We start from the raw sequence: 12,159 nt of genomic DNA, 5'->3' as shown, positions 1-12,159 counted from the left end.
CAACCATGAAGAAATTAATTCTAAAAACAATTTTTTTCTGTTCGTTTTTGGGGGGAGGCTATTTTCTATTGGTTGATCAACTCTCCAAAGGCTATGTGGACATGACTTACCAGAAATTCACCCAGGAAGCCGGCAGCCTGATCATTGGCCTTTCCAGGGCCGACCTTGGCATTGATCCCGAGACCATTGAGGACCATATGCCAGAAGAAACCTTTAATGGACCTTTGATAAACTTTGCCTCCAACCAATACAATTTTGGGGAAACTTATTTCAAGGCCATAAAAAAGAAACTCAATACAGCACCTGGAAACCGAATTTTTATAATCACGGTTTCTCCAGGAAGTTTTACGGCACCTATGGGTTTCGGGAACAAGGGAATCGCTGCGATGGATTCAAAAACGGGAATTGGAAAAACCAAGGATTTCACATCCAACCCCAATTACAGTTATATAATGAACTGTTACGGAAACGGGCTATACACTGCCCTGATTGAAAATCGAAATTGGGATAACCTCACCGCTCACAACAATGGTTGGAACGAAATATCCCTTGAATCCAAGTCCACACCCATAGGCAAGACGCTCATGGGAGATTGGAAAAGACAGAATCTTGCCTACTATCACCGGCAATTGTCCCAGTTGGAAATAAAGCCTTACCGCAAGGAATGGTTTGTGAAAACCATTGAGTTTCTCCAAAGTGAGGGGTCAGTCTATTTGGTAAGAATGCCAGTTGACCGGGAAATTCTTAATTTCGAAAACCAAAGTTGGAAGGAATTCAACAGCTATATCCGGGGTGTCGCATTGGAGAAAAATATCCCCTATTTTGATTATTCCCAGAAAGGTGGAAAGTTTGCAACCTATGATGGCTCTCACCTATACTCCGAAACGGCCAAGGAATTCAGCACTCAATTGGCAAAGGATATCCTAAGCAATGGGGGGACCACGGAGGCGTATGAACCCTGAAACCGATATCTAGAAATCAAGTATGAAGTTCAGTTCCCCATATCAGAACAAAACTTTCAAGTCCATTTGGTTGGAACACTTCCCACCGGAAGGGGAATTATTGGCTCAGGAATTTATTACAGGTGTTGAGTTTTGCAAATCCAGGACAGCTCTCCTATGGACGAATGTCGGGGGTACAAATACCAAGGGGGTGTCCTATGGGGTCAATCCAAAGGGGGCCCTTGAGCCCTTGAAGAACAAAGTGCTTCTTATCAATGATGTTCCCGATCTGCATGCACCCGAGGCCAGGTCTGTTCATGGATTCCGCTTTAAAAAGGTTCCACAATACCCAGGCTTTTTTTGCGATTTTGGAGTTTGTACCACCCTAGAAGACTACATGGCGGAACAGATCAGTAAACGCACCAGTTCAAAACTCAGAAACTACAGGAACAGATTGCATAGGGACCATAAGATAGCGTACAGAATGGTATGGGGCGATATTTCCGTTGAGGAATATGAAACCTTGTTCGAGCAATTTCACTCCCTATTGCACAAGAGGTTTGAAGACAAACAAATTGTGAACAATAATCTCGACCCCTCTGAATGGCAATTTTATAAGGCAGTGACCTTTCCCATGCTGAAGGACAAAGAGGCCGGCATGTTTGTCACCTATGTTGAGGACCGTCCCGTGGCAATCACACTTTTGAATTTTTCTGGGGATCGGGCCTTTGATGTCATACGGGTCTTTGATATAGCTTTTTCCAAGTACCGTATCGGGACCCTTAGCCTAATGGAACAGATTGCATGGTGTATTGGGAACAATTTCAAGATCCTGGATTTCTCAAAAGGGTTTTACGAGTATAAAAAACAATGGAGCAATAGCTCATATATGTTTGAATACCACATTTGGTACGATTCCAGAAATTTGAAGAGCAACCTCCTGGCCAGGACATTGGCCCTTAAGTTCATTCTCAAGTTCTGGGCGCGAAAATATAACCTCCAGGAAACCGTTCATAAAATACGATATAGGTTTAGACCAAAATCTTGAAATACTAAAATATACGATGAGCAAAGGTTCCAACATGCAGATCCATGAATGCATCTTTCAGTTCTATCTGGAACATCGCGTCCATGGTATGTGTACCGGAAAGGTCCACAACAGGCTTTTGGGCAGCTCTCTAAACTCCATTGCCCTGGACCGTGCAAACATCTACAAGGGCCTTAATCTGGTCAAGGATATACCGGATTACCTCTATTTTGAGACCAAATTGCCCGTTGGAATGAAATCTCTACATGTTCCCCAATACCATGGCTCCCTGGTAAACTTGGAAGCATATACTGGAATTGAGGATTTTCTTCGGGGACAATTGAGTAGGCGTAACATAAAGAATTTCAAGGCAAAAAAGAAAAAACTGGAAAGCTTGGGGACGGTGGAGTACAAAGTACTGATGGGACCTTTACAGGAAAGAGTCTATAAAGAGGCTTTTGAAACCTTCCATGAACTTTTAAAAAGAAGGTTCGACAAAAAGAAAATCCTGAACCGGTATCTCATGGACTGGCAGGGGCTGTACCTTCAGGCATATCCAAGATTGGTGGAGGGAAAGGCTCTATTGTTCCTTATCCAAGTGGACGGAAAACCCATCGGGATGGCCCTGGATTATATTCTTGAATCCAGTGTCTTCAGCCACATACAGACCTTTGACCAGGAGTATTCCAAATATAATGTGGGGGACCTCATGCTGTATTTTCAATTGGAATGGTGCCTGGACCATGAAAAATCGATTCTCGACCTTTCCAAGGGCGAAAGCGCATATAAGGAAAAATGGTGCAACCATAGGTACCGTCTATACCATGATCTGATCTATCCCAAGAATTCCCTTTCACTGACCCTATGTGCAGGTGCCTTGGCCCTGAAGTACAATACAATTCAAAAACTAAGGGACCTTGGGATATTGGGAAATATAATCAACGTTGACCAATGGCTCTATAAAAGGCACAGGAAAACATTCAACGATCCAATTCAGTCCAATAGCCCTCTTTAACCATGTTCAAAGGTAAGCACAAACTTTTCAGAGCCGTGGATTTTCATGAATCCACCCTTCTACACAGAAAGGGAGCTTCACTATTTGAATTCTTGAGCAATATGTTTACCGGGGAGTGTATCCAATTTGTGGAATCGGAAAACACGGCATCCAAAAAGAATCTGGATAAACCCATGCTCCTATCCAGCATGCCCGGATATATAAAGGGACAATATGTTCTTGGAGGCAACTTGAAGGTCAAAACGATAAAAACCTTTCCCGGTTCCCTGATCAACCTAAAGGCGTACCCAAATTACAGATCCTATCTGGATATGCGTTTCACTGGCAAGCAGCGGGCCCAGTTCAGAAGCTCCAAAGCCCTGCTCCACCATTGCTTTGAAGTTGTGCACAGGGTGTATTTCGGGGCCATTGACAAGCCAGAATACGACCGGCTTTTTGAGACACTGAAAGAAATGCATTTGGCCCGTTTGGCGCATAAGGGCTGTACGGATGACACCGCTGGGATGTGGGCCCTGTACCAAGCAAGTGCCTACCAACAAATTTTGGACCAAGAGGCCTGCCTTTCGGTAGTCTATCATGGGGATAGGCCCATTGCCATAAGCCTAAACTTTATACTAGGGAAGGTCGTGCACGGTTTTAACCGAAGCTTTGACATGGCCTATTCCAAATTCGGCCTGGGAACCATCGAGTTGTTGAACATGGTGGAATGGTGTTTTGAGCAGGGATTCGAAATCCTTGATTTCATGAAAGGGGAATACAATTATAAAAACAAATTCACTGACACGCCCTATTGTTTTACCCTTCAACTGGTTTTTGGAAACAATGTTTGGTGGCCAAAACTAAAAGGATTGTCCTTATATTACATCCTTTCCATATTTTATATCCTCTATAATGTTATACGGTCCGTAGGACTTCTTAAATTATGGCACACTCTGTCCAAACCAAGGAACACAAAACCTAAATTGAATGGCCAGGTTCATCTAAGGGAATTGGAACATACCGAACAGGGGCCATTGGAGCATGATAGCTTTATGGTGGATTGGTCTGAAATTGCCTGCCCCAATCTGAGAAAGGCCATTTGTGATTTTTGCCATAAAAACAAAAAGCCCTTAAAAAGTATAAATCTGTTCTCCCTTTCGGAAACACCTTCCACGATTATATTGATGGAGGGATCTCAAATGCTGTTGATCATGGGAAACAAGGACCAAAATTTCCGAAAATCCAAATTATGAGAAAATATTCATTTTTTGAGGAATTATTGATATCGGGTACCATCAAGAATCATTGCAGATCTATCGATATTGGTCAGCATTTGCGAATTATTCCCATTTCTTCGGGTTCTTCCACCACAGCCGAGGCGGAGGTGGCGTGTTCCTATTGGGACATACCCGATTATATGAAGGTTACCTTTCACGGGGATAACGGGAAGGTATTTGAAAGATCAGTTGCCCTTTATGAAGGCTCCTATATCGAATTAGGCAAATACCAGGGCTTTAACCATTTTATTAAGCAAAAGTTAAGCTCCAACCGAAGAGCCAAAATAAGGGCCGCCAAGCGGAACCTAGAGCATATATTTTCAATCGATTATGCCTATTATTACGGGGTGGAACTATCGGACAGCACATATTTCGGGCTTATGAAAGCCTTAAAGGAAATGATCACCAAGCGGTTTGAGGAAAAGCAGATGAAACATACCGCCTTGGAAGACTGGGACAATTTCATCAAGTGGGGTAGAATTTTGATAGCGGAAAAACGAGCAGTAATGTTTGTAATCTACAGTGATGGCCAGCCCATACATATCGCCTTTAATTATGTTTGGGAAAAACTCGTTTTTGCATTTGTCAGGGGATTCCATGTTAATTATTCGAGATTTCACTTGGGGTTTATCGATATGCTGATCCAGATTGAATGGAGCTTCAACAACCAATTCCAAATCCATGACTTTCTAAGGGGGAACTTGGACTATAAAATAATGTTCGCGGATAGCACCTATTTATATCGGGCCCATTTTATTATACCTTCTGTAAAACGTAATCCTCTGGCCCTACTGCCATGGATAGGGTGCTCCCTCAAATTTGATGTCTATTATAACCTCAAGAGAAAATTTGGGATTCTTTACCATGGCATATCCTTTTTACCAAAAAGGCGGAAGAAAAAAGTTTCAGTTTATCAATTGGATGTACCCAGTCAGGAGGAATCCATCCAATTGGCAAAAAATCATATGCCTAAAGTAAATCTGGAAACGGAACCCCATGAATATCTTAAAAGAGCGGCCTATCATTTTCTGTACAATACAAAGACACCCATAAAAGAATTGGAGGTCTATGGAATCCCCGGCCAACAGGACATCTATTTTTTCAAAGGGAACGGGCAGGTCAAAAAAGTACAATTTACAAACTCGAAAAAAAACTAATGGAATCCATGGGCCCCAAAACCATCGTTTTTTTGAAGCACTTTGCCTCACTTGAAAAATTTCCTCCGAGCATTGCCTCTATAACAAATGTTGTGGACGGCACCACAGTTTATCAAAAACAAACCATTCCACCTGCAGCATCCTGTGCCAAACTATTCGCCATACAGGATGTACCCGGATACCTCAACATGAAAATGGACCCCAATGTTGACTTTCTCCAATACAGGACCATTACCACCCAACAGACCTATGTTATTGACCTGGATGGATATAGTGACATCGGGGAGTATTTGGAAAAACACTTGGGCGCCAAAAGCAGATCTTCGCTCAGACGCTATAAAAAAAAGCTTGAATCCTGTTTTTCCATACACAGCCATACCTATTATGGAAACATTGACAGGACACAATATGACACCCTGTTCGAAAACCTCAGGGATTTGATGACACGACGGTTCGAACAAAAAAAAGAACAGAATTATGAGCTTCAGCATTTGGAGGAGATCAAAAGGGACATCTACCCCAAGATCTGTCAAAAACAGGCTTCCATCTTTGTAATCCATGCAGATGGCAGTCCTATCAGCATCCGTATAAATCTTATGAAAGGAAAGCTTGCCTATTATCTACTGAGTGCTTTCGATCCTGATTTTGAGATCTTTCGCATTGGCAAGCTTGATATGTGGTACAACATCAATTGGATGATGGATCACGGCTATGAAAAATATGACCTTTTAAAGGGATATGGATACATCAAGAAGAGATGGTCAGACTCAGTTTATCCCAACAATTTGGTCTTTGTGAACCATGATGGTTCCCTATTGGGCCAGATCAAGTTCTTTTTGATGTTCTATAGGGTCACAGTTTGGTTGGACATGGTAAGGGTTCTCAAACAGCTAAGGCTCCATCAAATTGTCAAGTCGTGGAAGAAAAATGGGTTGGGCATCAAAAAAAAGGAAACAACCCCACTACTTCCCATATCTTGCGAAACTGATTTGGAAATAGATGCATATCCCTTGGGCAAATTTCCCGACAACAAAGAATTGAGAAATAGCATTTTCACACTGGCATATAAGCACAGTTTTCCCGTGAACAGCATCAAGGTATCGCAAAAAAAAGATGACCCAAGGCAATTTTTGATCACAATCGGGGACAACTGCTATTTGTTCTCTTTTGTCAAAAACAATTCAATCGGATGAAATTGCGCTTCCTTCTCGATATTGTCCTCTCCCATGGCCAGGACCATCCCGGGCCCTTATCTGCTTCTGCCATGATTGAAGGTCCTTGGACTTTCGAGGTGAATTTAAAAGACGGTGAACCCACAAACACCCCTTTTTTCCTTTATGACCTGCCTTCTTATCAAAAGTTGGTACTGCAAGGAGAATTGAAAACATTCAAAAAAATGGATTCCCCCCTGTACAAAGGATTTTTGATAGACCTTTCCCTCTATCCAAATCTGGATTCCTATTTAAAATCCCATTTCCCCACCACGACGCGGATGTTCAGAAGACATGGGAAAAGACTTCGGGAGGAAATAGGTTCCACAACCAAGATTTATTATGGCAACAGCATGGATGAAGCGGAACTGACCCTGTTGTTCGACCGTCTTGGGATGTTCCTTACAAACCGCTTTGAGCAAAAGGAATCCGAGAATTACGAACTTCCATTGTTGCCCCTATATAAAAAAATGCTCAGGACCTTGGTCCCCAAGGGAGAAGCTGTGATATTTGCCCGGTTCCATGGCAAAGATCCCATAGGGATCGGAATCGGTTTTGTGAATGCAAACATCCTTTATCTGTTCAATATTGCCTTTGATGTCCAATATGGTCAATACGGATTGGGCAACCAATTGCTGTTGGATGTTCTGGGATGGTGCTTTGAAAAAAAGATTTCCACAGTGGACATGGGAAGAGGCGATTTTTTCCATAAACGAAAATGGGTGAACGGCACCTATACCTATAGGGAAGTTAGCCTGTTCAAAACCAGTGATATCTTGGGAATGTCCAAAGCCTGTACCGTCTGGACCCTCAATACGCTTCGTTATCATGCAATCATTTTCCTGAAAAAAATTGGGGGACAACATATGGCCAGTAAATTTTTGCTGTGGAAATATCGACTGTGGAACCGCCACAGACAAGATTGATTTCACCAACAAAAGCAATGAGACAAAAATTCAAACCATGAAATCATTTTTGGGATGCTACATAAAATAAACATTTTCCAAGCCCTTTATGAACGGGAGGGCCTGCCCCCCGGACTTCCAGAACCAATGGTGAACGGGCGCCCCCTTCACACTGATGGAAACCTTGGTGGCCCACATGGCAATGGGGACAGTTATTCCTTGCGGTTGATGCCCGATTATGTGCAATTTGCAAACATCCCCAACCAATATTGCCTAAAAAAAATCCCCCAATTCAACTGGGGGCATTCCATAGACCTTACAGGGTTCCCATCCGTTGATGCCTATATGGAATCCCAATTCAAGTCAAAGACAAGAAGTATCATCAAAAGATATATCAAGAGGTTGGAAATATGCTTCCCCATATCCTACAGGTACTATTTTGGAGAGATGGAACACGGGGAATATACCAGAATATTTGAATCCCTGGAGCAGATGATCCTCCACCGTTTTGAGCAAAGGGAAGAAACCCATAAGGAAATGTGGAGATGGAAGGCACTAAAAGATTCCACATATGACCTGATACTTTCAAAAAAGGCATCCTTCTTCGTTATTTTTGATGGGAACATTCCCATTGAAATCTCGCTGAACTATCATCTGGAAGGAATTTTGTTCAGTTCCATTTCATCCTTTGACATAAACTACAACAAATTTGGCCTGGGGCATGTAGAAATCTACAAACAGTTGGAATGGTGTCTGCAAAATGGCTATTCCCGCTTTGAAATGGGAGTGGGCGGCATGGATTACAAAAGAAGATGGAGCAACCATATCTATCAGTTCGACCACTGCATCCTGATCCCAAAAAAGAATTCCCTCTCCAAGATTATGGGGACATTGGAATATGGGCGCATATCGGTAAAGGAATACCTCAAATCAAAAAAAATCAATGACCTGAAGGATACATTGTTGCTCAAATTTAATTTTAACAAGGGGCATAATGAGGCAGAAGAGATGTCATTCTCCCATTCCCTTTTGGGGCATCCTCCAAAAAACATAGGGCTGTATCCATGCCCTTTTTCCGGACCCTTGCCCAATGGCCTGAAAAAAGCACTCTACGACTTATTGTACTTACAAGAGGTGGCCCGTAACAAGGTTGAATTTTTCAAAACAGATGGGGACCATTATTATGCGAAATTGGAATCCAAGTGGTTTTTGATGCAAAGGGAAAACATTGATACTTCTGGAGATTCCGTCATACTAGAGCCGTAGAACGTACATTTTTGCCTTACATCATAATATATTGCATGTTCGGTTGTTTTTTTGATTCTTTGTCTGGACATTGGAGGTTTCTTTTGACGACTTCGATCAAGGGATTGTATAACAGGTCCTGTTCTCTGGCCGATAAATGGTTCACTTATTGGAATGATTTCCAAAAAGCGGACAGTGGTCAAAGACAAAATCTGGAAAACATACGGTTCTATGTATTAAATTCGGCAAATCTATGGCCCATGAGGGAAAGGATTGTCCGTTGCAGGCCATTTGAAACAACCCATTAGTTATGATGACCCTTGTTGATCAATAAACTTTAGAGACAAGTATGGACAGTACTGATTTAAAAGTGGTCCTTGTTACCAAGAAAGATATCCTCGACTACTTACGAACTCCTGCCCTTAAGCGTGAATATAACCTACCTTTTTCTGACAACAAAGCCCAATGGCTGGTTGAAAAGCCAGGAATGGAGGACGGCGATTTCTGTGCGATCATGGCCACGACAAGTAAGGAAATACTGAGTTTCACCCATCTGGTTCCCGATATACTGTCCCAACGGGGCAACCATACACAAGAGGATAGGAAAATATATTGGATGCCCCAATGGTGGGCCTCTGAAACTGCCAAGAGTACCGTAGTTTCCACCTATGTCTTCAGTGAATCCCTAAAAGCCACACATCATAAGGTGCTGGTAAAAGCATATGAACAGAATGCGGAAGCTTTCTACGCAAAACAGCCATTTACCGTAGTTCAGACCTATTTGAGACATGTGGTGTTCATTGGTCTGGCCAGTGATGTCCTTGCACAGAAGCTACCTGTGCTGGGAAAAATCAAATTTATCGCAAAAGGCCTGGAAAAAACATCCGTAAAGTTGTATTCATGGCTCAATCGAGCGCGGATCAATAAACTTGGCCATGACCTGAAAATAAAATACCTCCACCAATTGGATACCGATTCTTGGGACTTCATTGAACCCTTGGTTCAAAATGACCTTGTCCAAAAAAACAGGGAATACATCAATTGGCAAATTGATCAAAAGCAATACTTATCGACGCCCTTGGACAAAAGAAAATCCAACATAGGATTGATAAGGGGATATGGGTCTAAAATAGGCATGGTCAATTATATGTTGACTCGGGGCGACGCCTATATCGGTTTTGTGTCGTTCCACTATATAGGGCATACCGCATATTTGAAATATGGCCTTGCCCATCTCGATGAAATGGGAAGTGTGTGCGCAACCCTCTACGAGCACATGATCAAGTTGGGCATTACTTACTTTTTCACGGACAACGCGTCACTGGCCAAGCATTTTTTGGACAATTTTTCAACGGTTTACCACTACACACAGACGAAAAAATCCATGGCACACAATTCCATACATGAGATGGTGCGGGATGCTGTTGTGACAGAGCAAGATGGACATTTTATATAGCTATGGAAATCCTCAAAAATTTACAAGAATCCATTGAAGAACATTCCTTAAGGAATGCGTTCCTGATAAATGGCACTTATTATACCTATGGTCAATTGGGCGCTAAGATTTCTGAGATCAGGACTCTTATACAGCACCGGGTTCCCTCTTCCGAAAAATTCATAGGAGTGGTCACCAATGATGACCTGGAAACCTATGCGGGCATTATCTCCCTGTGGTTTGAGGGGAAGGCCTATGTGCCCATCAACCCCATTTATCCAAAAGCCCGTAATAAAGAGATTTTGGAGCAAACGGAAAGTGCCTATATCTTGGATTCGTCCACATCCAAATACCTCGATGAAGGGTTCCAGGTTCTTTCCACTGGCAACCTGCCCAAACACGGAATGGATCTACGGCCCAAGGCTGTCGATCCTGAAAATTTTGCCTACGTGATTTTCACTTCCGGAAGTACGGGCGTTCCCAAGGGAGCACCCATCACATTCAAAAATTTGGACAGTTTTGCAGCTGCCATTGATGAGAACCTATCCTTTGCCCTTTCACCCTCCGACCGCTGTCTTCAAATGTTCGAACTGACCTTCGACATGTCCGTGGTCTCCTTCTTGGCCCCGCTACTGAAAGGTGCCTGCGTCTATACCCTGTCCAAGAACGGCATCAAATATTTCGAGATCGTAAAATTATTATCGGAATATCAATTGACGGTTTTGATCATGGTGCCGTCCATCATCCACTACCTACGCCCATACTTTAAGGAAATCCTTAGTCCAAGTGTCAGGTATTCATGTTTTGCCGGAGGAAAACTCTATGGGGAGATTGCGAAGGAATGGAACAAATGCATTCCCAATGCACAGATCATCAACTATTATGGACCCACCGAAACAACCATATATTGTGGTGGGTACCTGTTCAACAAGGATGGGGAAAACAAACATGAAAATGACGTACTATCCATCGGAAAACCATTTGACAATACCTTCTACATGATAATTGACGAAAATGGTGAAGAGGTTGGTGTGGGAAAAACCGGGGAGCTTTGCATAGCAGGGGAACAATTATTTCCAGGATATATCAAAAACGAAGAGAAGAACAAACAGGTCTTTTTCACTAGGGAACAAGGAGGCTCTTTACATAGGTTCTACAAGACGGGAGATCTTTGCTATAAAGATACCGACGGGGATTATATGTATGTGGGCCGGGCTGATTTTCAAGTAAAGATAAGGGGATTCCGAGTTGAATTGGGAGAAATAGAATACCATGTAAAAACAAAGTTGGCGGGCGTGGATGTGGTCGTCATTGACATTCCCGATGGTATGGGGAACCTGGAATTGGGATTGGCAATCTGTGGCAACAAAATTGATCTGGAACCTGTCATTGCCCACTTGAGGCAAGTTTTGCCCCCGTATATGATCCCCACCCAATTTCTGTTCCTTGATCAGTTTCCGCATAACGTAAATGATAAAGTGGATATGAAAGTGCTCAGGGCACAGTTTACAGATTCAAAAACCAAACACAATTGATATGGAAAATACTGAAATAAAAGATTCGTTAAAGAGTATATTTACGGATACGCTGGGCCATAGTTCGTTTGAACTGGAAGATGACACTACTGCAAAGGATGTGGATGGATGGGATTCGGTCACACACATGATGCTCATCAACGAAATCGAAAAAAAATACGATATAAAGTTTTCTTTGATGGACCTCATGAACCTGGAAAATATCGGGAGCTTGGTCAGGGCAATCAGGAACAAGGTGCAATCTTTATTTATCTATATAGGCCTGTACGAGCTATTGGAACTTGAATCATTGATCATTCTAGCATAACTCCATCGCAAGTCTAAGATGGACATGCCCATGTTTGTGCCATGGGGTTGGAAACGCCGGACATAGTATACCACCCTCGCCGGTTCAAAGTGACCATAGCTGGCCGGACGAAAGTGACCCACCTT

Annotated in this window: 11 protein-coding genes; all 11 read left to right on the top strand. The window is 42.7% G+C overall.

What is annotated here, in order from left to right; translation table 11 throughout:
• The first annotated feature begins 5 nt into the window (after positions 1-5).
• The 11 genes from SD450_RS12105 (at position 6) to SD450_RS12055 (ending at position 12,034) form a co-directional block, all read left to right on the top strand.
• Entirely contained in the window at positions 6-962 is a 957-nt protein-coding gene (locus tag SD450_RS12105; protein ID WP_318344716.1) for a hypothetical protein, read from the top strand.
• A 22-nt stretch (positions 963-984) separates the two neighbouring features.
• Entirely contained in the window at positions 985-1,989 is a 1,005-nt protein-coding gene (locus SD450_RS12100; RefSeq protein WP_318344715.1) for a GNAT family N-acetyltransferase, read from the top strand.
• A 16-nt stretch (positions 1,990-2,005) separates the two neighbouring features.
• Positions 2,006-2,983: a GNAT family N-acetyltransferase gene (locus tag SD450_RS12095; protein ID WP_318344714.1), complete on the top strand. Its 978-nt coding sequence runs from the start codon at positions 2,006-2,008 to the stop codon at positions 2,981-2,983.
• Positions 2,984-2,985: 2 nt separating this feature from the next.
• On the top strand, positions 2,986-4,215 hold the full coding sequence (locus tag SD450_RS12090; protein ID WP_318344713.1) for a GNAT family N-acetyltransferase: 1,230 nt from the start codon (positions 2,986-2,988) through the stop codon (positions 4,213-4,215).
• Positions 4,212-5,396 carry a GNAT family N-acetyltransferase gene (locus SD450_RS12085; protein WP_318344712.1) on the top strand — a complete coding sequence of 395 codons (1,185 nt, stop codon included), beginning with the start codon at positions 4,212-4,214 and terminating at the stop codon, positions 5,394-5,396. Before SD450_RS12090 ends, SD450_RS12085 begins: the two co-directional genes overlap by 4 nt.
• Positions 5,397-5,404: 8 nt before the next feature.
• Positions 5,405-6,589, top strand: a complete 1,185-nt coding sequence (locus SD450_RS12080; RefSeq protein WP_318344711.1) for a GNAT family N-acetyltransferase — start codon at positions 5,405-5,407, stop codon at positions 6,587-6,589.
• On the top strand, positions 6,586-7,533 hold the full coding sequence (locus tag SD450_RS12075) for a GNAT family N-acetyltransferase (protein WP_318344710.1): 948 nt from the start codon (positions 6,586-6,588) through the stop codon (positions 7,531-7,533). Before SD450_RS12080 ends, SD450_RS12075 begins: the two co-directional genes overlap by 4 nt.
• 54 nt (positions 7,534-7,587) lie before the next feature.
• Positions 7,588-8,778, top strand: a complete 1,191-nt coding sequence (locus tag SD450_RS12070) for a GNAT family N-acetyltransferase (protein WP_318344709.1) — start codon at positions 7,588-7,590, stop codon at positions 8,776-8,778.
• A 328-nt stretch (positions 8,779-9,106) separates the two neighbouring features.
• The gene (locus tag SD450_RS12065; RefSeq protein WP_318344708.1) at positions 9,107-10,213 is read left to right on the top strand and encodes a GNAT family protein; all 1,107 of its coding nucleotides are present in this window, start codon (positions 9,107-9,109) and stop codon (positions 10,211-10,213) included.
• Positions 10,214-10,215: 2 nt separating this feature from the next.
• The gene (locus SD450_RS12060) at positions 10,216-11,727 is read left to right on the top strand and encodes an amino acid adenylation domain-containing protein (RefSeq protein WP_318344707.1); all 1,512 of its coding nucleotides are present in this window, start codon (positions 10,216-10,218) and stop codon (positions 11,725-11,727) included.
• Between the two features lies 1 nt (position 11,728).
• Positions 11,729-12,034 (top strand): acyl carrier protein, encoded by a 306-nt coding sequence (locus SD450_RS12055; RefSeq protein WP_318344706.1) that lies wholly within the window; start codon positions 11,729-11,731, stop codon positions 12,032-12,034.
• Positions 12,035-12,159: the final 125 nt, after the last annotated feature.

The organism is Flagellimonas baculiformis (assembly GCF_033441575.1).
GTDB lineage: Bacteria > Bacteroidota > Bacteroidia > Flavobacteriales > Flavobacteriaceae > Flagellimonas > Flagellimonas baculiformis.
Note: the sequence above shows the minus strand (reverse complement) of the source record. Positions and strands in the feature narration are given on the sequence as shown.

Bases quoted from the DNA above. Each gene is read 5' to 3' on its own strand.
- SD450_RS12105 (WP_318344716.1), top strand. From the start codon at position 6: ATGAAGAAATTAATTCTAAAAACAATTTTTTTCTGTTCGTTTTTGGGG.
- SD450_RS12075 (WP_318344710.1), top strand. From the start codon at position 6,586: ATGAAATTGCGCTTCCTTCTCGATATTGTCCTCTCCCATGGCCAGGAC.
- SD450_RS12080 (WP_318344711.1), top strand. From the start codon at position 5,405: ATGGGCCCCAAAACCATCGTTTTTTTGAAGCACTTTGCCTCACTTGAA.
- SD450_RS12090 (WP_318344713.1), top strand. From the start codon at position 2,986: ATGTTCAAAGGTAAGCACAAACTTTTCAGAGCCGTGGATTTTCATGAA.
- SD450_RS12070 (WP_318344709.1), top strand. From the start codon at position 7,588: ATGCTACATAAAATAAACATTTTCCAAGCCCTTTATGAACGGGAGGGC.
- SD450_RS12060 (WP_318344707.1), top strand. From the start codon at position 10,216: ATGGAAATCCTCAAAAATTTACAAGAATCCATTGAAGAACATTCCTTA.
- SD450_RS12100 (WP_318344715.1), top strand. From the start codon at position 985: ATGAAGTTCAGTTCCCCATATCAGAACAAAACTTTCAAGTCCATTTGG.
- SD450_RS12095 (WP_318344714.1), top strand. From the start codon at position 2,006: ATGAGCAAAGGTTCCAACATGCAGATCCATGAATGCATCTTTCAGTTC.
- SD450_RS12055 (WP_318344706.1), top strand. From the start codon at position 11,729: ATGGAAAATACTGAAATAAAAGATTCGTTAAAGAGTATATTTACGGAT.
- SD450_RS12085 (WP_318344712.1), top strand. From the start codon at position 4,212: ATGAGAAAATATTCATTTTTTGAGGAATTATTGATATCGGGTACCATC.
- SD450_RS12065 (WP_318344708.1), top strand. From the start codon at position 9,107: ATGGACAGTACTGATTTAAAAGTGGTCCTTGTTACCAAGAAAGATATC.